Genomic DNA, 25,033 nt, shown 5'->3' with positions numbered 1-25,033 from the left:
CACCGTCGACAGAACCTGGGAACTGCCTGGGAGCCAGGCCCCGAGGAGCGCCCCGGCACGGAGAACTTCCGCGATTTCAATGGAGATCAGACGTCTGATTTCCATTGAAATCGCGGCCCACCTGGCGACGGGGCTGAGCGATCAGAGGTGGGCGTTGCGGGGTTTCGGCTGGCAGACCGGGCAGGTGTAGGAGGAGCGGTTCATGAAGGCGTCGCGGCGGATCGGCGCACCGCAGCGCGGGCACGGCCGGTCGAGCTGCCCGTACACCGCCAACGACCGGTCGAAGTAGCCGGACTCGCCGTTGACGTTGACGTACAGGGCGTCGAACGAGGTGCCGCCCGCGCGCAGCGCGTCCTGCATGACCTCGGTGACGCCGTCGAAGAGCTCCCGGATCTTGGGCCGGGTCAGCGTCGCCGTGGGCCGCGCCCAGTGCAGCTTCGCGCGCCACAGCGCCTCGTCCGCGTAGATGTTGCCGATGCCGGACACCAGGCTCTGGTCCAGCAGCGCGCGCTTGATCCCGGTGCGCCGCGCCCGCAACCGCTCCGCCAGCCGGTCCAGGTCGAAGGACTCCTCCAGCGGATCGGGCGCGATGTGCTCGATCGGTTCGGGCAGCGCCAGCCCGTCGACCTCGACCAGATCGGCCAGGTGCAGGCCGCCGAAGGTGCGCTGGTCGACGAACCGCAGCTCCGGCCCGCCGTCGGCGAACCGGAAGCGGACGCGCAGGTGCTTCTCGTCCGGCACCTCGGCGGGCTGCACGAGCAGCTGACCGCTCATCCCCAGGTGCACCACCAGCGCCTCGCCGCCGGAGGTGCGGGGCTCGCCGTCACCGAGCTCCAGCCACAGGTACTTGCCGCGGCGCCGCGCCGCGCTCAGGACCCGGCCGGCCAGGCGTCCGGCGAGATCCTCCGGGCCGGGCACGTGGCGGCGCACCGCGCGCGGGTGCAGGACCTCGACGCTGGACACCGTCCGGCCGATCGCATGTTCGGCGACACCGCGCCGGACGACCTCGACTTCAGGCAACTCGGGCACGAAAACATCTTCGACCACGCCCGCGCGAACGCGACAGGCGGCCCTGGAAATGCCGACGGCGCGGTCTCAGCGTTCGCCTGGCGAGGACAGCCCCGGGTCCCGGAGATGTCACGGCCAGGCGGGCGCTGAGAATCCGCGCCGCGAGGCAGGAGAAGATCAGGCGGAGGACTCGGTGCCTTCGCCGTTCTGCTGGGAGAGCTGGCGCCAGGCCGCCTCGGCGGCCTTCTGCTCGGCTTCCTTCTTGGTGCGGCCATCACCGCGGCCGTAGGTCTGCCCGCCGACGGCCACGTAGGCGCTGAACTCCTTGCGGTGGTCCGGCCCCTGCTCCTCGACGCGGTACTCCGGGACGCCCAGGCTGGCCGAGGCCGTCAGCTCCTGCAGGCTGGTCTTCCAGTCCAGGCCCGCACCGCGCTGCGGCGCTTCCACCAGCAGCGGCTCGAACAGCCGGTGCACCACGTCGCGCGCGACGTCGATGCCCTCGGCCAAGTAGACCGCGCCGAGCACGGCTTCCAGGCCGTCCGCGAGGATGCTCGCCTTGTCCCGGCCGCCGGTGAGCTCCTCGCCCCTGCCCAGCAGCAGGTACTCGCCGAGGCCGCCCTCACCGAGGCCGCGCGCGACGCCGGCCAGCGCGTGCATGTTGACCACGCTGGCGCGCAGCTTCGCGAGCTGCCCCTCCGCGAGTTCCGGGTGGTCGTTGTACAGGCGATCGGTGATCACCAGTCCGAGCACCGCATCACCCAGGAACTCCAACCGCTCGTTCGGCGGCAGGCCGCCGTTCTCGTAGGCGTACGAGCGGTGGGTCAGAGCAAGGGTGAGCAGCTCGGCGTCGAGCTCGACGCCGAGCGCTGCCAACAGCGGAGCCCGGTCGATCTTCCGGACCCGAGGCTGCTTTCCCCCCACTGCGCTGCCGCCGATCAGGCGGGCTGGACGACCTGGCGGCCGTCGTACTGACCGCAGGCCGGGCAGACCACGTGCGGCAGCTTCTGCTCGCGGCAGGCGCGGTTGGAGCACTGCACCAGCGTCGGCGCCGAGGTCTTCCACTGCGACCGGCGGTGACGGGTGTTGGCCCGGGACATCTTGCGCTTCGGGACGGCCACGACTAGTTCTCCTCCTCGGTCCCGCCGAACCGCTCTTGCAGCGCGGCCCAGCGAGGGTCAATGGTCTCATGCGTGTGATCGGGGGCGAGTTCGGCCCACTTCACGCCGCACTCGGAGCACAGCCCCTGGCAGTCCGGCGAGCACAACGGAGCCGAGGGCAGCGACAGCAGCATCGCGTCCCGCACCACCGGTTCGAGGTCGACCAGGTCGTCGACGACCCGCTCCACCTCGTCGTCGTCGCTGGTGACGTCCGTGGCGCTGTCCGGGTAGGCGAACAGCTCCCGCACCTCGACCTCGAGCTCCTCGGAGATCGGGTCCAGGCACCGGACGCACTCACCGGCCAGGTGGGCCACGGCGGTACCCGACACCAGCACGCCCTCGACCACCGACTCGGCCAGCAGATCGAGCTCGACGGGCTCGCCCTCGGGCACCTTGATCATGTCCAGCCCGAACCCGGCCGGTGCCGGGGCACTGCGCCTGTAGGCATGGCTGCTACCAGCGCGGTGGCCGATCTCCCTGGTGTCGATCACCCAGGGGCCGACCTGCTGCGCGGCGCGCGCATCATGGTTCTGAGACATCACAAAGTTTCGGTGGTTAATTCAAGCGGGCAGTTTCGCGGCATCGGCGGACGACGCGAGCGCCGGTGCCACGAGGCGACCGGCACGCCGTCCTAAGCCAGCTTTTCCAGGGTACGCGACCCGCTACCGGCAACGACAGCAGGCCCGGATCAGTTCGCCGCGGCGCCGCTGCCCGAGCCCCACTCCTCGTAGTCGAACGGGGCGCCGACCGGGCTGCGCAGCTGCTGGCGGCCCTTGCCGACGGTGCGCAGGGTCCGGCCGAGGAGGTCCTCGAAGTCGGCGAGGCGGGAGTCCACGTAGGCGTCGCACTCGGTGCGCAGGCGCTCGGCGTCCTCGTTGGCCTCGTCGACGATGCGCTTGGCCTCGGCGTTGGCGGCCTGCACCACCTCGGTGTCGGCGACCAGCCTGGCCTGCTCCGACTTGCCCTCGTGCACCGACTGCTCGTAGGCGGCCCGCCCGGCCTGCACCATCCGGTCGGCCTCCGACTGGGCGCGGCCGACGTAGTCCTCGTACTCGCGGCGGCCCGCGTTCACCGCCTGCTCGGCCTGGCCGCGCGCGTCGGCCATCAGCTCGTCGGCCTGCTCGCGCGCGTCGGCGAGCAGCTGCTCGGCCTCCGCGCGGGCGGCGGCGAGGGTGCGCTCGGCCTCGTTGCGGGCGTCGGTGACGGACTTGTCCGCCTTGGCCTCGGCGGTGGAGACGACGTCGTCCCGGTGGTCGAGCACGTCCTGGGCGTCGTCCAGTTCCTGCGGGATCGCGTCCCGGACGTCGTCGAGCAGCTCCAGCACGTCGCCGCGGGGCACCACGCACCCCGAGGTCATGGGAACGCCGCGCGCCTCTTCCACGATCGTGACCAGCTCGTCGAGGGCCTCGAACACCCGGTACACCTTGATCTCCCTGCCGTCGTAGCCGCCGCAGCGGCAAGCATCTCAGAACTCCCCGGGACCGGTGATCACGGGCCGCTCCGCTCCCCCAGTCTGCCCGCGCCGGGCACCGGGACGGGGGAATTCCGGCACCCGCGTGTCAAGCCCACCCCTACCGGTGAAAACGAGGAACGCCTCCCCGGCGGTTCCCGGGGAGGCGTTCCGCAACGTGGATCAGGCGTCGACGTTGGTGAGTTTGAAGCTCTCGTAGTGGTCTTCGGTGTAGAAGTACTCGCCGGCTTCGCCGACCACGAAGCGGCGGGCACCGCGGTCGTCGCTGCCCGGGGTCTCCACCGTGTACTCGCGGTAGTAGCCGGTCTCGCAGTCCGGGAGGATGCCCTCGCGGTTCTGGAACACCGTGCCGTCCTGCGGGTACGGGTACGGGCCGCCCTTCTTGATCAGGTTCACCGTGTCGGTGGCCTCGGGCGGCAGTTCGGAGAGGTTGACCTTCTGGAACTCGGACGTGTCGCCGCACGGGGCCTGCACGGCCACCGGCGCGGAGACGGCACTCGTCTGGAAGCCGACCAGGCCCGCTACGGCGAGCAGCCCGACCAGCAGCAGCTGCACTGTCTTCGACGTGATCCGCATCATGGGCCGCACGCTAGACGCCGACCGTGATCACCTGCTGAAACTGACGTGAACCCGAAGTGTCCCCGCCACCATCGTGCGACCTGGGTTAATGCGAATGGCCCAACCGGCTCCGAGGACGCTGTCGGCGTAGCCGTCCGCGCTTGTACAAGCGGCGTCAGCCGCTTTGAGTGCGCACGCAGCTCGCACCGCCGCGGGTTCTGAGTGGTTTCCTGGCGAGGACGGCCCCTCCGCCGTGTATTCGTTCATACATCAGGAGGGGCACCCGCAGTCCAGGGAAGCACTCAGGTTCCGCCACCCGCACCGCCGCGCAAAACAACCACGAACAGGCATTCAGGCGCGTTCGGCCAGGCGTTCGCGGAGGCGCTGCTCGATCTTCGGCGGGACGAGGTTGGAGACGTCGCCGCCGTAGGTGGCGACCTCCTTGACCAGCGAGCTGGCCAGGAAGCTGTACTGCGGGTTGGTGGACATGAACATCGTCTCCACCCCGGACAGCTGCTGGTTCATCTGCGCCATCTGCAGCTCGTAGTCGAAGTCGCTGACCGCGCGCAGGCCCTTGACGATCGCGCCGATGCCGTTGGTCTTGCAGTAGTCGACCAGCAGGCCGTGCCAGGCGTCGATGCGCACGTTCGGCCACGGCTCGGTGACCTCGCGCAGCATGTCCAGCCGCTCCTCGACGGAGAACAGGCTCTTCTTGCTCTTGTTGATGAGCACGGCGACGACGACCTCGTCGAACAGCTTCGACGAGCGCTCGATGATGTCCAGATGACCGTTGGTGACTGGGTCGTAGGAGCCTGGACACACGGCACGCCTCATGGAATCGGACGGTAGCAGCCACCAGCGCGATCCCCACGGCGACGTGGTGCGCCTCACCGGCGCGGCCGACCTACTCGTGCTCGGCCCAGTGGACGGCGGTGTCGCCGTAGCGCTTGGTGCGCAGCGGCCGCAGCTGCGCGGGCCAGTCCGGTTCGCCGCTGCGGACCGCCCGCTCCACGACCACCAGGCTGCCCGGTGCCGTCCAGCCGTTGCCGGCCAGCGCGGTCAGGACCTGGTGCAGCTTGTCCTGGGGCAGGTCGTAGGGCGGGTCGGCGAAGACCACGTCGAAGGGCCGGTCGGTCGGCGTGCTCAGCAGCGTTTCGGCCTTCGCCTGGGCCACGTGGACGTCGCTGAAGCCGAGTGCGGCGGCGTTGCGGCGCAGCATTCCCGCGGCGCGGCGGTCGTGCTCGACGAAGGTCGCGTGCTCAGCGCCGCGCGACAGCGCCTCCAGGCCCAGCGCACCGGAGCCGCCGTAGAGGTCGAGCACTCGCGCGCCGGGGAGGTCGATCGCCGATTCCAGCGCGCTGAACAGGGCTTCCCGCACCCGCTCCGAGGTGGGTCTGGTGCCTTTCGGGGGCACCTCGATGCGCCGCCCGCCCACGCTTCCGGCCACGATCCGCGTCACCCGTCCATCGTGGCGCACGGCAGGCGGGGCACCGCCCGGCGGGGCTCGTTCGCGGTGATTTTACGCCGGTGCCCGCAGCTTCCACGCTCCCGGGAGCGGCTAGCCCGGTGGCGCCACGGGCGTAGGCTGATTGGTCTGCCCACTGCGCCAGACGGGGAGAAAGACACAGGTGTCCGAAGCGTCCATCAAGCAGGCCGAGATCGCGGTCGAGCAGCAGCACGTCGACCGGGTCTACACCCGTCTCGACGAGCTGCGCACCGAAGCCGAGGCGATGCGCGACAAGAGCTACGAGTACGGCCGGGAAGCGACGCCCGAAGCGCTCAACGAGCGCGACGTGATGCTCCACCACGCCAACCGGACGTTGCAGGCGCTCAACGCCGAGTCCGAGGGGCTGGTGTTCGGCCGGCTGGACTTCGCGGGCGGCGACGCGGTGCACATCGGCCGGCTGGGCATCCGGGACCCGCAGTTCGAGAACCTGCTGGTGGACTGGCGCGCCCCGCTGGCCGCGGCCTTCTACCAGGCGACCCCGGAGCAGCCGCTGGACGTCATCCGCCGCCGGGTGATCCGCTCCTCGCGCGAGCAGGTCGTGGACGTCTCCGACGACCTGCTGGACCCGGAGCGCGCGCCCAGCGACATGCGGGTGATCGGCGATGGCGCGCTCATGGCGGCGCTGACCCGCTCGCGCGGCGACTCGATGCGCAACATCGTCGCGACCATCCAGAAGGAGCAGGACGACGCGATCCGCGCTCCCGAGGGCGGCGTCACCGAGATCACCGGCGGTCCTGGCACCGGCAAGACCGCGGTCGCCCTGCACCGCGCCGCGTACCTGCTCTACCGGGACCAGCGGCGGCTCGGCGGGCCGGGCGTGCTGGTGGTCGGCCCGTCGCCGGTGTTCATGTCCTACATCTCGCGGGTGCTGCCGTCGATGGGCGAGCACAACGTCGAGCTGCGCGCGCTCGGCGAGGTGCTGGACGGCATCGGCACGGCCAAGATCGACGATCCGCGCACCGCGGAGATCAAGGGCTCCTCGCGGATGGTGAAGGTGCTGCGCCGCGCGCTGCGGCTGCCGCCGCCGGAGGCGCCCGAGCTGCTGCAGATGTTCTACCGGGGCACGGTGCTCAAGCTGCAGGCCGACGACCTGAAGCGGATCCGCCGCACGCTGCACAACAAGGGCGGGCAGCCCAACCGGAACCGGATGCGGGCGGCCGACGCGCTGCTGGAAGCCCTGTGGCAGAAGGCGAAGCAGGCCGCCGACGAGGAGTTCCAGCCCGACCGGGACCGGTTGATCGCCGAGATCGGCGACCGCATCGAGTTCCACCGCTTCCTGGTCGCCTGGTGGCCCGCGGTGTACCCGATGCAGGTCCTGCGCTGGCTGTCGGATCCGGCGCGGTTGTCGCAGGCGGCGCGCAGGCTGCTGTCGGCAGAGGAGGTCGACCTGCTGGCGAAGTCCTGGAGCGAGGTGACCGAGTGGACGGTCGCCGACATCGCCCTGATCGACGAGCTGCGGGTGCTGGCCGGGGCGCCGCCCAAGCGCCGCCGCGCCGAGGGCGAGCAGGAGCAGTCGAAGCGCGCGGTCAACTACGACGAGTACGCGCACGTGGTCATCGACGAGTCGCAGGACCTCTCGCCGATGCAGTGGCGGATGGTGGGCCGCCGCGGCCGCCACGCGAGCTGGACGATCGTGGGCGACCCGGTGCAGTCGTCCTGGCCGGACGCCGAGGAGGCGGCGGCCGCGCGGCGGGAAGCGCTCAGCGCGCAGCGCACGCACCGCCGCTTCACGCTGCGCACCAACTACCGCAACTCGGCGGAGATCTTCGCGCTGGCCGCGGACGCGGTCCGGGACCTGGTGCCCGCCGACGACCTGCCGGTGGCGGTGCGCACCACCGGCGTCGAGCCCGCGGTGCGCGAGATGCCCGCCGAGCAGCTGCCCGCGGCGGTGCGCACGGCCGCGGCGGAGCTGGTGGCGGCCGCGGAGGGCACCATCGGGCTGATCACCACGATGGCCCGCCGCGACGAGGTCCGCGAGTGGCTGTCCACTTCGGACTTCGACGCGGAGCGGGTCCGGGTGGTGGGCAGCCTGGAGGCCAAGGGCATGGAGTACGACGCGGTGGTGGTGATCGACCCGGACGGCCTGGCCGCGGAGTCCAGCACCGGCCGCCGAGCCCTCTACGTCGCCCTCAGCCGCGCCACCCAGCTCCTCACGGTGCTCAAGCCCGCATGACCGCTCGTGAGCGGCGGTGGACAACCATCGCCGCTCACGACCCGTCGACGCGCACGAAAGCCCTCGCCGACTGCGCCCAGCGGTAGCGCTCCGTCCAGCTTCCGCCGGTGTCGAAGTCCTCGATCCGCACCGAGATCTCGCCGTCGTGCACGGTGAACCCGTCCGGAACCTGGGTCCACACCGACGGGCTGACCACGGTGCCCAGCGGCTGCGGCCCCTCGGTCATCGCGACGAGCGCCCGCGAGTACTCCGAGTTCGGCGGTCCGCACTCCACCAGGATCAGCGCGTCCACCACGCCTTCCCCGGTGACGTCGGCGAACTCGACCTGCCGCTCCGGCGTGAGCCGGTAGACCCAGCCGCCCGCTTCAGCCGCCCCACCGGTGAAGTCCACCACCTGCTGCGGGCACGGCCCGACCGCAGGAACGACGAACTCGGCGTTCGGCCAGTCCACTTCCCGCACGTCCGAAGCGGGATCCGCGGTCGCCGAACCCCCGGCCAGCACCAGCCCGGCCGCGACCACGACCGCCCACCCCATCGGCAACTTCCACATCACGAACCCCCAGCCCATCGCATTCACCTGCCAACGCCATGAAGACGTCCGGACCACCCACCTCGGTTGCCCAGTTCACCCGAAGGTGCAATCCATCGCGTCCACGCAGAAATCAGGTCCGGCGCGCCTGCCATCGTGCTGCTATGCCCCTGTCAACATTGACGATCACCCTGTATGAAGCCGACTTTCAGCTGGCCGAGGGCCTCGCGGCGGAAAGCGGCATGTCAGTGGAAGAACTCCTGGCCCGGGAGGTCACGAAACTCGCCGAAATGGAGGCACACCCTGCGGGAAGGCTGCGCGACGAGCGCGCGGCGCCGGAGGCCGTGCACCAGGCGGAAGACCGCGGCGCCTGAAACGCAAAGAGCGGACCGCCCCTCTGGTGGGACGGCCCGCTCGTGCGAATGATCAGCCCAGTTCGATGATCAGGTCTCCGCCTTCCACCTGCTGGACCTTGCCGATGGCCAGGCGCTTGACCTGCCCGGCGGACGGGGCGGTGATCGCCGCTTCCATCTTCATCGCTTCGATGGTGGCGATGGTCTGGCCCGCCTCCACCGCGTCGCCCTCGCCGACCGACAGCGTCACCACGCCGGCGAACGGCGCGGGCACGTGGCCCGGGTTGCCCCGGTCGGCCTTCTCCGCGACCGGCAGGTCGGTGGCCACCGAGCGGTCGCGGACCTGGATCGGCCGCAGCTGGCCGTTCAGCGTCGCCATCACCGTGCGCAGGCCGCGCTCGTCGGGCTCGCTGATCGCTTCCAGGCCGATCAGCAGCCGCACGCCCGGCTCCAGGTCGACCGGGAACTCCTCGCCCGGCCGCAGGCCGTAGAAGAAGTCCTTGCTGCGCAGCAGGGAGGTGTCGCCGTAGGCCTCGCGGTGCTCGGTGAACTCCTTGGTGGGCTTGGCGAACAGCAGCCGGTTCAGCGTGCCGCGGCGGTCCGATTCCAGCCCGGCGCGGTCCTCTTCGGACAGTTCCGCGACGCGGCGGACCGCGGTGCGGCCCTCCAGCGCGCGGGTGCGGAACGGCTCCGGCCAGCCCGCGGGCGGTTCGCCGAGCTCGCCCTGCAGGAAGCCGATCACCGAGTCCGGGATGTCGAACTTGCGCGGGTCGCTCTCGAAGTCCGCCGGGTCCACGCCCGCGCCGACCAGGTGCAGCGCCAGGTCGCCCACCACCTTCGACGACGGCGTGACCTTGACCAGCCTGCCCAGGATCCGGTCGGCGGCGGCGTACATCGCCTCGATCTCCTCGAACTTGTCGCCGAGACCGAGCGCCACCGCCTGGGTGCGCAGGTTGGACAGCTGACCGCCGGGGATCTCGTGCTTGTACACCCGGCCGGTGGGCGAGGCCAGCCCCGCCTCGAACGGCTGGTAGATCTTGCGCACCGACTCCCAGTACGGCTCCATGTCGCACACCGCCTGCAGGTCCAGCCCGGTGGCCTGCTCGGTGTAGTCGGTGGCCGCGACCACCGAGGACAGCGCGGGCTGCGAGGTGGTGCCCGACATCGACGCGGTCGCGGCGTCCACCGCGTCCGCGCCGGCCTGCACGGCCGCCAGGTAGGTGGCCAGCTGGCCGCCCGGGGTGTCGTGGGTGTGCAGGTGCACCGGCAGGTCGAACTCCCGGCGCAGCGCGGTCACCAGCTTCGCCGCGGCCGGCGGGCGCAGCAGACCGGCCATGTCCTTGATGGCCAGCACGTGCGCACCGGCGTCGACGATCTGCTCCGCGAGCCGCAGGTAGTAGTCCAGCGTGTAGAGCTTCTCGTCCGGGTTGGACAGATCGGCGGTGTAGCACAGCGCCACCTCGGCGACCGACTTCCCGGTGGCCCGCACCGCCTCGATCGCCGGGCGCATCTGCTCGACGTCGTTGAGCGCGTCGAAGATGCGGAAGATGTCGATGCCGGTGTCGGTGGCCTCCTGCACGAAGTGCTCGGTCACCTCGGTCGGGTAGGGCGTGTAGCCGACGGTGTTGCGGCCGCGCAGCAGCATCTGCAGGCAGATGTTGGGCACCGCCTCGCGCAGCTTGGCCAGCCGCTCCCACGGGTCCTCGGCGAGGAACCGCAGCGCCACGTCGTAGGTCGCGCCGCCCCAGCACTCCAGGGACAGCAGCTCCGGCGTCATCCGCGCCACGTGCGGCGCGACGGCGAGCAGGTCCTTGCTGCGCACCCGGGTGGCCAGCAGCGACTGGTGGGCGTCGCGGAAGGTCGTGTCGGTCACGCCGAGGGCCTTGGACTCGCGCAGCCAGCTCGCGAAGCCCTCCGGCCCGAGCTCGACCAGCTTCTGCTTGGAACCGGCGGGCGGCGGCACCGACAGGTCGGTGACCGGGAGCTTGAACACCGGGTCCGGGGTGGTCGGGCGCGATCCGTTGGGGTGGTTGACGGTGACGTCGGCGAGGTAGTTGAGCAGCCTGGTGCCGCGGTCGGCGGAGTGCCGGGCGGTCAGCAGGTGCGGGCGCTCGCCGATGAACGAGGTGGTGACCTTGCCAGCGGCGAAGTCCGGGTCGTCCAGCACGGCCTGCAGGAACGGGATGTTCGTGGAGACGCCGCGGATGCGGAACTCGGCGACGGCGCGCCGCGCCCGCGCGACCGCGGTGGCGAAGTCGCGACCGCGGCAGGAGAGCTTGACCAGCATCGAGTCGAAGTGCGCGCTGACGCTGGTGCCCGCGAAGGCGGTGCCGCCGTCCAGCCGGATGCCCGCGCCGCCCGGCGAGCGGTAGGCGCTGATCATGCCGGTGTCCGGGCGGAATCCGTTGGCCGGGTCCTCGGTGGTGATGCGGCACTGCAGGGCGGCGCCGCGCAGCCGGATCGCGTCCTGGGTCATGCCGAGGTCTTCCAGCGTCTCGCCGGCGGCGATGCGCAGCTGCGACTGCACCAGGTCGGCGTCGGTGACCTCCTCGGTGACCGTGTGCTCGACCTGGATGCGCGGGTTCATCTCGATGAACACGTGGCGGCCCTGCTCGTCGACCAGGAACTCCACGGTGCCCGCGTTGACGTAGCCGATCTTGCGGGCGAAGGCCACCGCGTCGGCGCAGATCCGGTCGCGCAGCTGCGGGTCGAGGTTGGGGGCCGGGGCGATCTCGATGACCTTCTGGTGGCGGCGCTGCACCGAGCAGTCCCGCTCGTAGAGGTGGATCACGTTGCCCGCGGCGTCGGCGAGGATCTGCACCTCGATGTGGCGCGGGTTGATGACCGCCTGCTCCAGGAACACCGTCGGGTCGCCGAAGGCCGATTCCGCTTCGCGCATCGCGGCTTCCAGCGCCTCGCGCAGCCCGCCGAGCTCGTCGACGCGGCGCATGCCGCGCCCGCCGCCACCGGCGACGGCCTTGACGAACACCGGGAAGGTCATCTCCTCGGCGGCGGTCAGCAGCTCGTCGATGTCGCGCGAGGGCGCCGAGGAGTCCAGCACCGGCACCCCGGCCTCGCGGGCGGCGGCGACCGCGGTCGCCTTGTTGCCGGTCATCTGCAGGATCTCGTGGTTGGGACCGACGAAGGTGATCCCGGCTTCCCGGCAGGCCCTGGCCAGCTCGGGGTTCTCGGACAGGAACCCGTAACCGGGGTAGACGGCGTCGGCGCCGGCCTGCCGCGCGGCCTTGATGATCTCCTCGACGGAGAGGTAGGCGCGGACCGGGTGCCCGGGCTCGCCGATCTCGTAGGACTCGTCGGCCTTCAAGCGGTGCAGCGAGTTGCGGTCTTCGTGCGGGAACACCGCCACGGTGCCCGCACCCAGCTCGTAAGCGGCGCGGAACGCGCGGATCGCAATCTCACCGCGGTTCGCTACGAGAACCTTGCGGAACATACCGGCTCCTCGGTTGGCGGGTGTCGGTCAGTGCGAGCACAGTACCGCGAAAATTCCCCCTTCCGGGAGAACCTCTCGAGTGATGGACACCTCGAAAGCCCCATGACCTGCCCAAACTCCGAGATCGCACAAGGTCTGGACCAAAAGAAAAACCGAGATACTTTCACCTCGCGCAATTTTCGATCACATACTCCGGCCCAGCCGTGGCGCCGCCGGGGATCAGCGGCTGGACGGTCTGACGATCCGCCTCGGCGAACTCATCCGCACCTCGGGATCGGTGGTGATACCGGGCGGACTCGGCGAGGAGGCGTGCGGTGAGGTGCGGGGCTGGGTTTGGGTTTGGGTTCAAAGCGGTAGGTGGTCGCCTCGTGGGGGGTAGCGATTTCGCCTGAAATTGGCAGCGTTGTCGACGGAGCCTGCGGTGGCGAGGCCGCCAATTTCAAGCGAAATCGACGAAGCCCGGCACCGCCGGGACGGCCGTGAACGCTGATCGCGGCCGCACCGCGTTCAGGGCCGTCACGTCTTCTCCAGGTACTCCGCTCGTTCGGCGTCCACCACCTCGGCGACCATGCGGGCCAGGCCCGGGTGGGCGGCGAGGGTCGGGTCCGCTTCGACGACCTGGGCCGCTTCTTCGCGGGCCTGGGCGATCACGTCCTCGTCGCGGAGGAGGGAGAGCATCTTCAGGCCCGACTTGCGGCCGGACTGGGCCGCGCCGAGGACGTCGCCCTCGCGGCGCAGTTCCAGGTCCAGGCGGGCCAGTTCGAAGCCGTCGGTGGTGGAGGCGACCGCGTCCAGCCGCTCGCGGGTGGTGGTGCCGCCCATGGCCTCGGTGACCAGCAGGCACAGGCCCGGCGCGCTGCCCCGGCCGACGCGGCCGCGCAGCTGGTGCAGCTGGCTGACGCCGAACCGGTCGGCGTCCATGATCACCATCACCGTGGCGTTCGGGACGTTCACGCCGACCTCGACGACGGTGGTCGCCACCAGCACGTCCACCTCGCCGGCGGCGAAGGCGCGCATCACCGCGTCCTTGTCGTCGGCGGGCAGCCGCCCGTGCAGGATTCCCAGCCGCAGGCCCGACAGCGGCCCGGCCGCGAGCTGTTCGGCCACGTCGAGCACGGCCAGCGGCGGACGGCGCTCCTCGCCGTCCTCCGGCGGCGGCTCCTCGCCGCCCTCGTCGCTGTCGTCCACCGCGGTCTTGCGGGCCTTCTTCTTGCCCTTGCCCGAGCTCTCCTCGTCGTCGCCGATGCGCGGGCACACCACGTAGACCTGGTGCCCGGCCGCCACCTCCTCGCGGATGCGCGCCCACGCGCGGTCCAGCCAGGCCGGTTTCTCCGCCACCGGCACGACGCTGGTGCTGATCGGCGAGCGGCCCTGCGGGAGTTCCCGCAGCGCCGAGGTCTCCAGGTCGCCGTAGACCGTCATCGCCACGGTGCGCGGGATGGGCGTCGCGGTCATCACCAGCACGTGCGGCGAAGCCTCCTCGCCACCGCGGGCGCGCAGGGCGTCGCGCTGCTCCACGCCGAACCGGTGCTGCTCGTCGACCACCACCAGGCCCAGGTCGGCGAAGGAGACCCGGTCCTGGATCAGCGCGTGCGTGCCGACCACGATCCCGGCCTCGCCGGAAGCCGCCTCCAGCAACGCCTTCTTGCGCTGCGCGGCGCCGAGCGAACCGGTCAGCAGCGTGACGCGGGTGGCCTTCTCGGCCCCGCCGAGCTCGCCCGCCATGGCCAGGTCGCCGAGCAGTTCGCGCAGCGATCGGGCGTGCTGCGCGGCCAGCACCTCGGTCGGGGCGAGCATCGCCGCCTGCCTGCCCGCGTCGACCACCTGCAGCATCGCGCGCAGCGCCACGATCGTCTTGCCGCTGCCGACCTCGCCCTGCACCAGGCGGTTCATCGGGTGCTCGACGGTCAGGTCGGCGGCGACCTGCTCGCCGATCTCCTGCTGCCCCTTGGTCAGCTCGAACGGCAGCCGCTGGTCGAAGGCGGCCAGCACGCCGTCGTCGCGGCGCGGGCAGACCGGCGCCGGGTGCGCCTTGGTCGATCCGCGCAGCTGGGCCAGCACCAGCTGCACCGACAGCGCCTCGTCCCACTTCAACCGGTCCTGCGCCTTGGCCACGTCGGCGAAGTTCTTCGGGCGGTGGATCTTGCGCAGCGCCGACTCCAGGTCGGCCAGCCCCAGCCGGTCGCGCAGCTCGGCGGGCAGCGGGTCGTCGGTGCCGTCCCAGACGTCGAGCACCTGCGACACGCACTGCGCGAGCGACCACGACGGCAGGCCCTGCGCCGACGGGTAGACCGGGATCAGCGCGGAGGCGAACTCCTCGGCCGCCGAGCCGAGATCGGTCGCCGCGTCGTCGAACAGCTGGTACTCGGGGTGCGCGAGCTGCAACTGCTGGTGGTAGGAGGTGACCTTGCCCGCGAACATCCCGCGGCGGCCCACCAACAGCTCCCGCTCCCGCCAGGCCTGGTTGAAGAAGGTGCAGCTCAGCGACCGGTGACCGTCGGTGATGCGGGCCTCGACGATGGTGCCGCGGCGGGACTTCATGGTGCGCTTGGTGACCCGCTCGACCTTCGCCAGCACGGTGGCGTGCTCGCCGATCTCCAGGCCCGCGATGGCGGTGAGCTCGCCGCGCTCGGCGTAGCGGCGCGGGTAGTGGCGCAGCAGATCGCCGACGGTCTCCAGGCCCAGCGCCGAATCGAGCGCCTTGGCGGACTTGGCGCCGAGCACCCGGTCGAGCTTCGCGTCCAATGTGGTCACTGCTGGTCCTCCGCCACGCGCGTCGTCACCGGTCCGGTCTCCGCAAGTTAGCGGACCGCACCGACGTCGCGATCAGTCGGTGGTGCCTCCGCGCCCCGGCTGCCCAGCCGCCAGCCGAGCCAGCCCGCGAGGGCACCGGCCAGCAGCAGCCAGCCCGAACCCGGCGGGTCCACGGCGTCCCGGTAGGTCGGGGCGTCCAGGTTGGCCAGCGCGGTCAGCACCACGGTGCCGAGCATCGTCGAACCGAACACGCCCAGCGCCGCCCCGGCCCAGGCCAGGCCGCGGCGCTTCAGCACGCCGCCGAGCCCGAACACGCTCCAGACCGCGGCGACCACCAGCCACCACACGAGCTGGCCGAACAGGAAGTCGCGGAGCGGGCTGGAGTCGTCCGGCTCTCCGGAGAACGTCCACTCGACGGCGATCGGGTCGGGCAGCCGGGAGCTCAGGGCCAGCGGGATCGCGATCATCAGCAGCGCGACGAGCAGCGTCCAGCCAGCCACGAACCAGAGGTACCGCCTCCGGACACCCACGCCGCCTCCCGTGCGACTCGACGACCGGTGTCGACAGTACCGGCTGCCCAGGTCAGGCCACCGCGACCGGCTCGGATCGGTCCGCGACCGGCCACCGGCGCAGCAGCGCCGCGGCCAGCAGCGCCATCAGCACCCACCCGACCGCGCCGGTCATCCCGACGACGACCAGGTTCGGCGGTGCCGCGGCCGAGCCCAGCAACATCGGCAACCCCGCCGACGCGTTGATCGCCCCGTGCGCGAGGACCGCGGGCCACACGCTGCCCGAGCGCAACCGCAGCCAGCCCAGCAGGACGCCGAGGAGCACGCAGGTGCCGGTGAACACCAGCGCCGCCCACGGGCCGAGGTTCGCGTAGTTGTAGCCGAGCAGCGTCAGCGGTGCGTGCCACACGCCCCAGATCACCCCGGAGATCAGCAGCGCGGGCCACGCCCCGCGCTCGGCCAGCCGGGGCAGCAGCCAGCCCCGCCAGCCCCACTCCTCGCCGAAGGCCAGCACGGAGTTGATCAGCGGGGCGATCAGGACCATCGCCACCAGCTGGACCGCCACCACCGACCCGACGCCGACGGGCGCGCCCAGCTCGCCCATCGTCGCGGCGAGCAGGCTGAACTCCTCCAGGTCGAGCACCAGCAACCCGAGCGCCGCGCTCACCGCGACGGCCACCGCGCTGAACAGGACGGTGCCGAACCACGCGGCCAGCAGCAGCACGACGGTCCGCTTCGGGCGCGGGCCGAAGGTCAGGCCGGTCTCCCGCGCCCACTCGCGGGCCGGGGTCCGGCGATCCAGCAGCCGCACGGCGAGCACGCCCAGCGCGGGCGTGAGCATCATGGCGGATGCGATGAGCCCGATCGAGCTGGTGAGGCCGAGCCACAGCGGCGCGGCGATCAGCCACGCACCGCCCAGCGCGACGGCCAGGAACACCCACAGGTCACGACGGTTCACGGTTTCCCCCTCAGAGCGCGGATCGTTCGGTGATGAGCGCGTTGACCAGTTCCGCACCGCGCTCCGGGTTGTCGACGCTGATGTAGAACTTCCGGCCCGAGGTCAGCCGGAGGACCAGGCATTCGCCGCCGCGGAGCATGATCGCGGTGCTGGTGGGCAGCACCCGGTAGCCCCAGCCGCCGACCTCGAGCGCCCGCCGGGTCTCCACCCGCGCGTCCTCGATCTGCTCCAGCCGGATCCGCCGGACGGGCCGGCGCAGCGGGCCGAAGGAGGCGTGCACGCCGTTCTCGTCGACCTGCACCCGCGCCGAGGAGAGCGCGAACAGGAGCAGCCCGGCCAGCACGAAGGCCACGGTGGCCGCCCAGACCTGCAGCATCATCGGGACGACCGCTAACAGCACCGCGATCCCGCCGATGACCAGCATCGTCGGGCTGCTCACCGAGGACACCCACACCGCGCGCTCGCCCGGCTTCAGCTTGAGCTCGGCGACCTCGCCGTCGCCCGCGGGCCGGGCGTCCGGACCGCGGTTGCCCAGCCACCAGCCGAGCCAGCCACCCAGCGCCGCGGCGGCGAGCACCGGGAGCACCAGCCAGACCGGCAGCGGGCTCGCCTGCCGCCAGTCGGCGACGTCCAGGTTCACCGAGGTGGTCACCACCGACATGCCGACGACGAACGCCGCCCCGGCCCCGAGGATCGCCGACGCGGTCGCCCGGCTCGCTCGCCGAGCCACGCCGAGCACCCCGAAGACGATCCCGATCACCGCGATGACCAGCCAGCTGACCAGCTCGAACACCAAGAGAGCGGTGAAGGCCGTGGAACCGTCCGGAGCACCGGAGAAACCCCAGTGCGAGGCCATCGGATCGGGCAGGCGGTCCCGCACGGCCAAACTCCCGGCCAGCAGCGCCGCGGCCACGGCGACCGTCCAAGCTCCTGAGGCCGCCAGGAATCGGGTGCGGTAGGTCATCTCGCCTCCAGAGGTCTTCCGCAGCGGATCTGCGGTCCTACTTCTCGGCTGCTATCCACTCGACGACGACGTCCGGCCCGTAGCCGTGCCGCCCGGCCTCGTCCAGCAGGTCCCGGAGCTTCTGCCGCAGCGCCACCTCGGGATCCGGGCGGCGCAGCACGGTGACACCGCGCCCGCGCCTGAACTCCAGCAGTCCTTCTTCCCGCAGCTCGCGCAGCGCGCGGAGCACGGTGTTGGCGTTGATCTGCATCGCGACCGCGAGGTCCCGCGCCGGCGGCAGCCGGTCCCCAGGCGCGACCTCACCGGCCGCGATGGCGCGCCGGATGGCGTCCGCGGCCTGCTCGTGCAGCGGACGCTCGTCGTACAAGTCCAACGAGAGCAACATGATGCTAATGACACTAGCACCATTCATTTCTTGCCCACCACCACCTCCGCACAACAGCGCAAAAAAGGACACCTGACCTGCGCAGTCGTGCCCGGACACGGTGGGGCCCGTTGGCGATTTCGCGCGAAACCGTCAAGCCCCACGCCTGGCGGATGGCGATTTCGCGCGAAATCGCCACACCCCGACCAAGCCCCGTGCGTGCTTTGGGGCGCTATGGCACCCCGAAACGCGCACGGTCGATCACCAGCCGAAACGGGCCAGAGGGTGCTCTGGTTACTCGACGCCGAGGAGCAGGAGGGCGTCGAGGTGACCCGCCGGGTAGTCGGCGAGCTCGACCTCCGGGTGAGCCCGGCGGAGGTGGTCGGCCAGGGCCTCGGCCAGGCCGGCCGGGGCATCGGTGGGGATCAGCGCGGTGACCAGCTCGCCACCGGTGCTGAGCATCCGCGCCGCCAGGTCACGGGCCGCCGCGGGCACGTCGTCGCCGATCAGCACCACTTCGCCGTCGATCAGCCCGAGCACGTCTCCCGGCAGGCAGCGGCCGACCCAGGTCAGCGCCTCGGCGTCGGCGACGCGCAGCTCCCCGCGCCTGGTCGCCGCGGCGGCTTCGGCCATCGCGACCTGGTCGTCGGCCCGACGCCGCGTCGGGTCGTGCACGGCCAGCGCGGCGAGGCCCTGCACCGGCGAGGCCGTGGGCACCACCACCACGTCCGGGCCGCCGTCGAGCTCCCCGGCCGCCCGCTCCACCAGCGCCGCGGTGTCCGGATCGTTCGGCAGCACCACCACGTGCGCCGCCCCGGTCGCTTCGACGGCCGCGCCGAGCCGGGCGGCGGCCTGCTCCGGCCCCGCGACGAGCACGTCCGCGCCCTCCGCGGCGAACAGCCGCCCCAGCTCCTCGCCGGACGCGCAGACCAGCACCGCGGCCTCGCGCGCGAACGCCGCCCGCTGGTCGGCGAACCGGGTCACCTTGATGTTGCGGACCCGCCCGCCGTCGATGCCCGATTCGATCGCCGCACCGATGTCGTCGCAGTGCACGTGCACCGCCCACGCACCAGCCCCGTCACCGACCACCGACACGCAGTCGCCGAGCCCGCACAACACCTCGCGCAGCGCCGTCGCCCGCTGCTGATCGGTGTCGCCGAGCAGGTACATGACCTCGTACTCGTACTGCGATTCGTGCTCCAGAACACCCGGCTCGCCGGGCAGCGGAGCCTCCGGGGCGAGCCGCTCGCCGTCCCGGACGACCGAGTGCAGCGCATCGAGCACCACGACGAATCCCCGCCCGCCGGCGTCGACGACCCCCGCGGCCGAGAGCGCGGAGAGCTGCGCGGGCGTCGCGGCCAGGGCGTCGATGGCCGCACGGGTCGCGTTGTGCACCACCACGTCCAGCCGGTCCGACCCGGCCGCACCGCGCGCCGCAGCGCGCAGGACCGTCAGCGCAGTGCCCTCGACCGGCTCGGCGAGCGCTTCGCGAGCGAGCTCGTCGGCCCGGGTCAGCGCCGCGCGGAGATCGCACCCGTCCGCGGCCGTCACGTCCTTCAGCTGCTCGGCCATACCCCGCACGGCCTGCGAGAACAGCACGCCGGAGTTCCCGCAGGCACCGCCGAGCGCGCCTCGGGCGAGAGCGCTGAGCACACCGCCGAGCGTGTCGGGAGCGGCCGCGTCCAGCTCGGCCACCGCGGCCCGCATCGTCTGGAGCAGGTTGGTGCCGGTGTCCCCGTCGGCGACCGGGTAGACGTTGATCCGGTCGATCGCCGCGCGCTCGGCGACGAGCGCCGCCAGGGCGAGGTCCGCCCAGCGCCGGGCCGCCGCCGCATCCAGCGTCCGCAACAACCGGACCTCCTCGCACGATCGGATTCGTCCGAGACTAGATGAAGTGATTCCGGACTCGCCCTGCGTGGCGGTGCCGGTGGCGGAACCTCAGCGCCCGCCTGGACTCCGGGATCCCGGACTGATGTATGACCAACACACGGCGCTCGGGCTGTCCTCGCCAGGCGAACGCTGAGAACCCGCGGCGGTGCCAGCGCCGAGGGTGGGTTATGCGCCTGCGGCGCATGCGCCCCCTCTCGGACCGCGACCAGTCGACCGTCGCGGTTGCGGTCGGCAGGCAGCGACTAGTCGCTGGCCGCGGCGATGCTCCCCCACCGCCGGAGGGGGCGTCGGGGGTGGGCTACACTGATCCGGTCCCAGGGTGGCGATGACCCAGGGCGACCGGATTCTCCGGGCTCAGGCCGCCGCCAACGGCGACAGCAAGCTCTCACGCAAGTGGGTGTCCTTGCGTGGCTCTCATCGCTGTAACCGTCAAGCAAAGTAAGGGGTGTCTGACGTGGCTGCCGTCTGCGACGTCTGTGGCAAGGGACCAGGCTTCGGCAACTCGGTCTCGCACTCCCACCGGAAGACTCGTCGCCGGTGGAACCCGAACATTCAGACCGTCCACGCCAAGATCGGTCTCTCGCAGCGCAAGCGCATCAACGCTTGCACCTCCTGCCTGAAGGCCGGCAAGGTCGTCCGCGGCTGAAGTCGCACAGCGTTCAAGAACCCCGAGGTCACACGCACCTCGGGGTTTTTGCTGTGCCCGCGCTCACGAGGTGCGGTGCCGCCAGCGGGGCTCCACCTCGGCCCACTCCGCCTCCCAGGCCAGCAGTCTGCGGTGCTGGATCCACGCGCGGGAGAGCAGCACGGCGAGCGTGGTGACCAGGGCCGATCCGAGCAGGACGCCCGCTCCCGCCAGGCCCGCCGCCTCGGTCGCATCGCTCCTGGTGAGCGGCGGCCCGGTCGGCTGACCGCGATCGTCCAGCCACACCGGGATCGTGCCCGCGGCAGGCACCCTGGCCGGCAGGTCGAGCACGGCGAAGCGCTCGTCGGGCGGCTGGCCCCAGCGCACCGCGACCGGGCGGTGCGTCGTCGTGCTGCTGGGCAGCTCGGCCACCACCGTCGCCACCACCTGGTGCCTGCTCGCCTGCTGCCGCTCGACCTCGGCCAGGCGGGTGTTCAGCTCGTTCTGCGCCACCGAGAAGGCCAGCACCGCGGTGACCACCGCGATCAGCACGACGAGCAGCAGCGCGATGGGCTCGAAGAGATCGGTGCGACGGCGCAGCGGGTTGGCACCCGGGAACGCCCTGCGGATCAGGCACCGCAGGCCGCTGGTGTTCCGGTCGGCTCCCATGACGAGCCTTCTTCCACCCGAGCGCAACTTCCCCGGCAAGGGTCAATGTACGACTGGGCGGCGGCGAAATCCATACGCCGCGACCTGCGTGAACGGTGTTACGGGAGCTTCCAGTCGATCGGCTCGACGCCCTTGGCCGCCAGCAGCTCGTTGACCCGGCTGAAGGGCCGCGACCCGAAGAAGCCGCGGTCGGCCGACATCGGGCTGGGGTGCGGCGATTCGACGCAGTCCACGCCCGGCATCAGCGGGCGGAGGTCGCGGGCGTCCCGGCCCCACAGGATCGCCACCAGCGGCGTCTCGCGGGCGGCGAGCGCGCGGATGGCCTGCGCGGTGACCTGCTCCCAGCCCTTGCCGCGGTGCGATCCGGGCTTGCGGGGCTCGACGGTCAGGCTCCTGTTGAGCAGCAGCACACCGCGGTCGGCCCAAGGCGTGAGGTCGCCGCTGGTGGGCAGCGGGTGCCCCAGGTCCTCGGTGTACTCGCGGTAGATGTTGACCAGGCTGCGCGGCGGCGCGACGCCCGGGGCGACCGAGAAGCTCAGGCCCACGGCGTGGCCGGGCGTCGGGTACGGGTCCTGCCCGACGATCAGCACCCGAACGTCGTGGAACGGCTGCTGGAACGCGCGCAGCACGTGCTCCGGCGCGGGCAGGTACTGACGCCCCGCGGCGACCTCGGCGCGCAGGAACTCGCCCGCCTCCTTGATCTTGTCGGCAACGGGAGCGAGGGCCTCCGCCCACCCGGCCTCGACGAGTTCGTGCAGTGGACGCGCGGTCATGCAGAGCACCCTAGCGAGCCGCCGAGATCGACCGGCGGCACCCCCGAGATCCACCCGCCAACCCGTCAACGTGATGCACGTCACACACGATCGAAGTAACACTTGGTGCGATATTGCGCACGCCGGTGACCGGCCGTCACACGAACGCGTCATTTCCGCTAGTCATCCGGCGAATTCGGGTGTCAAATCCGCGACCCGGTGGAGCATGGTTCCGACCGCCGGAACGGTGCTCGGCGACATAAAGGAAATACCATCGGAATGCGTCGATCACGTCCATTTGGTGGCCTACAAGTGGCCACTGGGCTAGGTTCTGGCGAAGTTGTCGATCGACCACGGCCGTGGACGGCATGACCCGGAGGTGGGCCGCAAACTCATGACTTCGCAGGAAACCGAAACATCGCCCGAACAGCGGTCACTGCTGCGCCGCGCAGTCGGCGCCGCCGCAATCGGAAACTGCACGGAGTGGTACGACTTCGGCGTATACGCCTACGTCGCGGTCTACATCGGTCACCAGTTCTTTCCCGGGCCGCTGGAGACGATCTCCGCCTTCGGCGTCTTCGCCATCTCGTTCCTGTTCCGGCCGCTGGGCAGCCTGTTCTTCGGGCCGCTGGGCGACCGAATCGGGCGGCAGAAGGTACTCGCCCTGACCATCTTGCTGATGTCGGGCTCCACATTCGTCATCGGATTGTTGCCGACCTACGACGCCATCGGGATCTTCGCCCCGATGCTGTTGCTGCTGTGCCGCTTGTTGCAGGGCTTCTCCACCGGTGGTGAATACGGTGGCGCGGCCACCTACATCGCCGAGTTCGCACCCGACCGCAAGCGCGGTTTCTGGGGCAGCTGGCTGGAATTCGGAACGCTGGCCGGATTCGGCCTCGGCGCCCTGGTGCCGACGATCCTGATCTTGAATCTGGACAGCGGCTCGATGGAGAGCTGGGGCTGGCGCATTCCGTTCCTGATCGCCGGTCCGCTCGGCGGCGTCGGGCTCTACCTCCGGAGCAAGCTGGAGGACACCCCGGCGTTCAAGCAGCTGGAGGAGACCCACCAGGTCGCCAAGTCGCCGCTGAAGGACCTGGTCAAGGAGTGGTGGCGGCAGCTGCTGATCCTGATGGGCATCGTGGTTCTGATCAACATCGCGAACTACACGATCCTGACCTACATGGAGACCTACCTGAAGGACACCCTCCACGTGGAGGATGGCCAGGAGTACCAGGTGCTGGTCCCGCTGCTGCTCACCGTGGTGTTCATGATGGTGATCATCACGCCGATCGGCGCGCTGTCGGACCGGATCGGCCGCAAACCGCTGTTCCTGTCCGCGGCGATCTGCTTCCTGGTCCTGCCGATCCCGGCGTTCATGCTGATCGCGCAGGGCACCGTGCTCACCACGATCTGCGGTCTGGCGCTGCTGGCGATCGGGCACGTGCAGCTGATCGGCCCGCTGGCCGCGACGCTGCCGGCGATGTTCCCGACCAAGGTCCGCTACGCGGCCTTCTGCATCGGCTACAACTTCTCCACCGCGATCTTCGGCGGCACCGCGCCGCTGGTGAACGACGCGGTCGTCAAGGGCACCGGGAACACCATGTTCCCGGCGTACTACCTGATGGCGGCCGCACTGGTGGCGCTGGTGCCGATCCTGCTGATGAAGGAGACCGCACGCCAGCCGCTGATGCAGGAAGCGCCGTCCGCGGCGAAGTCCGCGACGAGCTGACGACATCGCAGAAGGGCCCGGTGCGCTGCGGCGCACCGGGCCCTTTCGCATTCCGAATCCGCTTGCAAGCGGCGCAGCCGCTTAGCCCACCCCCGCAACTCGCACCGCCGCGGGTTCTCAGACGTCGCCTGGCGAGGACAGCTCCGACGCCGTCGGCATACATCAGGAGGAGATCCCGCAGTCAGGCGGCGTCTGAGGTTCCGCCACCAGCACCGCCACGCACGACGAGCCTGGAACGCACTCCTACCGCCAGTGCTCCCAGCCGATGGGGCCTTCGTACTCCGCTCCGTCGACGGTGACGCCCTCGCCTTCGGCGACCACGCCGATCTCCCGCCAACCCTCCGGCAGGCCCTGGCCCGCCGGGAACGTCGCGGCCAGCGCCTGGTCCTCGCCGCCGGTGAGCACCCAGTGCCGGGCATCGGCTCCGAGCGCGGAGGCGACCTCGGTCAGCCGCTGCGGAACCTCCACCTGCTCGGTGCGGACGTCGATGGCGACCTGCGAGGCCGCCGCGATGTGGCCGAGGTCGGCCAGCAGCCCGTCGGAGGTGTCCACCATCGACGTCGCCCCGGCCAGCGCCGCCTGCGGGCCCGCCGCGTACGGCGGCTCCGGGACGCGGTGCGCGCCCACGACCGCGACCGGCGAGCGGAAGCCGCGCCCCAGCACGGCCAGCCCGGCCGCCGACCAGCCCAGCCGGCCGGCCACCGCGACCACGTCGCCGGGGCGCGCGCCCGCGCGGGTCACCGGCTCCCGGCCCTGCAGGTCGCCGAGCGCTGTGACCGAGATCGTCAGTGAGGTCGCCGACACCATGTCGCCGCCGATGATGCCGATGCCGAGCTGCTGTGCTTCTTCCCACATGCCGCTCAGCAGCTCGTCGGCGACCTTGGCGGGCAGGTCCGGGGCGCAGCCGAGCCCGACCAGCAGACCGGTGGGCACCGCGCCCATCGCGGCGATGTCGGAGAGGTTCACCGCGACGGCCTTGCGCCCGACCTGGTGCGGCGTGGACCAGTCGAGACGGAAGTGAACCTGCTCGACCAGCACGTCGGTGGTGGCCACCACCCGCCCATCGGGCGCCGCCAGGACCGCGGCGTCGTCCCCCGGACCGAGCACGGTGCCGGGTGACTGAACCCGGCCCGATGTCACTCGACCGATGAGACCGAACTCACCCAACTGGGAAACGGTCTGTGCGTCCTGTGATGAATCAGGACCCAACTGGGACCTTCCTTCCTTGAGCATCCGCTCGGTCCGATGGGGTAGCTTTCTGCCAGTTTCCTACCCCGAGCACATCGGCAAGACGAAGGGGCACGCCGTGGTTCAGGCTTACATCCTCATCCAGACCGAAGTCGGCAAGGCAGCTGCGGTGGCCGGCGAGATCAAGGACTTCCAGGGAGTCCTCAGCGCCGAGGACGTCACCGGTCCGTATGACGTGATCGTGCGCGCCGAAGCGGACAACGTCGACCAGCTCGGCAAGATGGTCGTCGCCAAGATCCAGAACGTGGAAGGCATCACCCGGACCCTCACCTGTCCCGTGGTGCACCTGTAGATCTGACGAGCACCCTCCGGTCCCGTGCGGGCAACGGCTCAACGGGATCCGAGGGTGCTCTTCACCGCAGGA

The 25,033-nt window shown here is 71.1% G+C and carries 24 protein-coding genes; 5 read left to right on the top strand and 19 right to left on the bottom strand.

Annotated elements, in window-relative coordinates; genetic code table 11:
* Positions 1 to 141: 141 nt before the first annotated feature.
* The 8 genes from mutM to rsmD all read right to left on the bottom strand — a co-directional run bounded on the left by mutM (position 142) and on the right by rsmD (position 5,653).
* Positions 142 to 1,029: a bifunctional DNA-formamidopyrimidine glycosylase/DNA-(apurinic or apyrimidinic site) lyase gene (gene mutM / locus OU416_RS05295; protein ID WP_270925677.1), complete on the bottom strand. Its 888-nt coding sequence runs from the start codon at positions 1,027 to 1,029 to the stop codon at positions 142 to 144.
* Between the two features lie 156 nt (positions 1,030 to 1,185).
* Positions 1,186 to 1,929, bottom strand: a complete 744-nt coding sequence (gene rnc, locus OU416_RS05290; protein ID WP_270925676.1) for a ribonuclease III — start codon at positions 1,927 to 1,929, stop codon at positions 1,186 to 1,188.
* A 14-nt stretch (positions 1,930 to 1,943) separates the two neighbouring features.
* Entirely contained in the window at positions 1,944 to 2,126 is a 183-nt protein-coding gene (rpmF, locus tag OU416_RS05285) for a 50S ribosomal protein L32 (protein ID WP_010305807.1), read from the bottom strand.
* A 2-nt stretch (positions 2,127 to 2,128) separates the two neighbouring features.
* Complete coding sequence (locus OU416_RS05280) at positions 2,129 to 2,704, bottom strand: YceD family protein (protein ID WP_270925675.1); 576 nt, start codon at positions 2,702 to 2,704, stop codon at positions 2,129 to 2,131.
* 149 nt (positions 2,705 to 2,853) lie between these two features.
* Positions 2,854 to 3,588 carry a DivIVA domain-containing protein gene (locus OU416_RS05275; RefSeq protein WP_270925674.1) on the bottom strand — a complete coding sequence of 245 codons (735 nt, stop codon included), beginning with the start codon at positions 3,586 to 3,588 and terminating at the stop codon, positions 2,854 to 2,856.
* Positions 3,589 to 3,798: 210 nt separating this feature from the next.
* Positions 3,799 to 4,215: a ribonuclease domain-containing protein gene (locus OU416_RS05270; protein WP_093146676.1), complete on the bottom strand. Its 417-nt coding sequence runs from the start codon at positions 4,213 to 4,215 to the stop codon at positions 3,799 to 3,801.
* A 330-nt stretch (positions 4,216 to 4,545) separates the two neighbouring features.
* On the bottom strand, positions 4,546 to 5,028 hold the full coding sequence (coaD, locus tag OU416_RS05265; RefSeq protein ID WP_270925673.1) for a pantetheine-phosphate adenylyltransferase: 483 nt from the start codon (positions 5,026 to 5,028) through the stop codon (positions 4,546 to 4,548).
* Positions 5,029 to 5,098: 70 nt separating this feature from the next.
* A complete protein-coding gene (gene rsmD, locus OU416_RS05260) occupies positions 5,099 to 5,653 on the bottom strand; it encodes a 16S rRNA (guanine(966)-N(2))-methyltransferase RsmD (protein WP_270925672.1) in 555 nt (184 codons plus the stop codon).
* 169 nt (positions 5,654 to 5,822) lie between these two features.
* Between rsmD and OU416_RS05255 the strand changes: the two genes are divergently transcribed.
* On the top strand, positions 5,823 to 7,874 hold the full coding sequence (locus OU416_RS05255; protein ID WP_270925671.1) for a HelD family protein: 2,052 nt from the start codon (positions 5,823 to 5,825) through the stop codon (positions 7,872 to 7,874).
* A 34-nt stretch (positions 7,875 to 7,908) separates the two neighbouring features.
* Here OU416_RS05255 and OU416_RS05250 read toward each other — a convergent pair whose 3' ends face one another.
* Positions 7,909 to 8,442 carry a hypothetical protein gene (locus OU416_RS05250; protein ID WP_270925670.1) on the bottom strand — a complete coding sequence of 178 codons (534 nt, stop codon included), beginning with the start codon at positions 8,440 to 8,442 and terminating at the stop codon, positions 7,909 to 7,911.
* A gap of 140 nt (positions 8,443 to 8,582) precedes the next feature.
* Here OU416_RS05250 and OU416_RS05245 point away from each other — a divergent pair, with 140 nt between their 5' ends.
* On the top strand, positions 8,583 to 8,777 hold the full coding sequence (locus tag OU416_RS05245) for a hypothetical protein (protein WP_270925669.1): 195 nt from the start codon (positions 8,583 to 8,585) through the stop codon (positions 8,775 to 8,777).
* Between the two features lie 52 nt (positions 8,778 to 8,829).
* Here the strand turns inward: OU416_RS05245 and OU416_RS05240 are convergent, their stop codons facing one another.
* The 7 genes from OU416_RS05240 to OU416_RS05210 form a co-directional block, all read right to left on the bottom strand.
* Positions 8,830 to 12,207 (bottom strand): pyruvate carboxylase, encoded by a 3,378-nt coding sequence (locus tag OU416_RS05240; protein ID WP_270925668.1) that lies wholly within the window; start codon positions 12,205 to 12,207, stop codon positions 8,830 to 8,832.
* A gap of 516 nt (positions 12,208 to 12,723) precedes the next feature.
* Positions 12,724 to 14,961 carry an ATP-dependent DNA helicase RecG gene (recG, locus tag OU416_RS05235; RefSeq protein ID WP_270925667.1) on the bottom strand — a complete coding sequence of 746 codons (2,238 nt, stop codon included), beginning with the start codon at positions 14,959 to 14,961 and terminating at the stop codon, positions 12,724 to 12,726.
* 47 nt (positions 14,962 to 15,008) lie between these two features.
* Entirely contained in the window at positions 15,009 to 15,461 is a 453-nt protein-coding gene (locus tag OU416_RS05230) for a DUF1648 domain-containing protein (RefSeq protein WP_270925666.1), read from the bottom strand.
* 82 nt (positions 15,462 to 15,543) lie between these two features.
* Complete coding sequence (locus OU416_RS05225; protein WP_270925665.1) at positions 15,544 to 16,428, bottom strand: CPBP family intramembrane glutamic endopeptidase; 885 nt, start codon at positions 16,426 to 16,428, stop codon at positions 15,544 to 15,546.
* A 10-nt stretch (positions 16,429 to 16,438) separates the two neighbouring features.
* On the bottom strand, positions 16,439 to 17,392 hold the full coding sequence (locus OU416_RS05220) for a DUF1648 domain-containing protein (protein WP_270925664.1): 954 nt from the start codon (positions 17,390 to 17,392) through the stop codon (positions 16,439 to 16,441).
* Between the two features lie 37 nt (positions 17,393 to 17,429).
* A complete protein-coding gene (locus OU416_RS05215) occupies positions 17,430 to 17,777 on the bottom strand; it encodes a GntR family transcriptional regulator (protein ID WP_270925663.1) in 348 nt (115 codons plus the stop codon).
* 273 nt (positions 17,778 to 18,050) lie between these two features.
* A complete protein-coding gene (locus OU416_RS05210; protein WP_270925662.1) occupies positions 18,051 to 19,607 on the bottom strand; it encodes a DAK2 domain-containing protein in 1,557 nt (518 codons plus the stop codon).
* Positions 19,608 to 20,100: 493 nt separating this feature from the next.
* Here OU416_RS05210 and rpmB point away from each other — a divergent pair, with 493 nt between their 5' ends.
* Positions 20,101 to 20,292 (top strand): 50S ribosomal protein L28, encoded by a 192-nt coding sequence (gene rpmB, locus OU416_RS05205; RefSeq protein WP_093146689.1) that lies wholly within the window; start codon positions 20,101 to 20,103, stop codon positions 20,290 to 20,292.
* Between the two features lie 63 nt (positions 20,293 to 20,355).
* Here the strand turns inward: rpmB and OU416_RS05200 are convergent, their stop codons facing one another.
* Together OU416_RS05200 and OU416_RS05195 are read right to left on the bottom strand one after the other, a co-directional pair.
* Positions 20,356 to 20,940, bottom strand: coding sequence for an Rv1733c family protein (locus OU416_RS05200; RefSeq protein ID WP_270925661.1), 585 nt, complete (start codon positions 20,938 to 20,940; stop codon positions 20,356 to 20,358).
* A gap of 98 nt (positions 20,941 to 21,038) precedes the next feature.
* Positions 21,039 to 21,713 carry a uracil-DNA glycosylase gene (locus OU416_RS05195; protein ID WP_270925660.1) on the bottom strand — a complete coding sequence of 225 codons (675 nt, stop codon included), beginning with the start codon at positions 21,711 to 21,713 and terminating at the stop codon, positions 21,039 to 21,041.
* Between the two features lie 373 nt (positions 21,714 to 22,086).
* Between OU416_RS05195 and OU416_RS05190 the strand changes: the two genes are divergently transcribed.
* Positions 22,087 to 23,421 (top strand): MFS transporter, encoded by a 1,335-nt coding sequence (locus OU416_RS05190; RefSeq protein ID WP_270925659.1) that lies wholly within the window; start codon positions 22,087 to 22,089, stop codon positions 23,419 to 23,421.
* A 243-nt stretch (positions 23,422 to 23,664) separates the two neighbouring features.
* Here the strand turns inward: OU416_RS05190 and OU416_RS05185 are convergent, their stop codons facing one another.
* Positions 23,665 to 24,630, bottom strand: coding sequence for a thiamine-phosphate kinase (locus OU416_RS05185; protein ID WP_372907143.1), 966 nt, complete (start codon positions 24,628 to 24,630; stop codon positions 23,665 to 23,667).
* A 97-nt stretch (positions 24,631 to 24,727) separates the two neighbouring features.
* Between OU416_RS05185 and OU416_RS05180 the strand changes: the two genes are divergently transcribed.
* A complete protein-coding gene (locus OU416_RS05180) occupies positions 24,728 to 24,961 on the top strand; it encodes an Lrp/AsnC ligand binding domain-containing protein (protein ID WP_093146694.1) in 234 nt (77 codons plus the stop codon).
* The last annotated feature ends 72 nt before the right edge of the window (positions 24,962 to 25,033 follow it).

It is taken from the genome of Saccharopolyspora indica (assembly GCF_027853965.1).
Classification (GTDB): Bacteria; Actinomycetota; Actinomycetes; order Mycobacteriales; family Pseudonocardiaceae; genus Saccharopolyspora; species Saccharopolyspora indica.
Note: the sequence above shows the minus strand (reverse complement) of the source record. Positions and strands in the feature narration are given on the sequence as shown.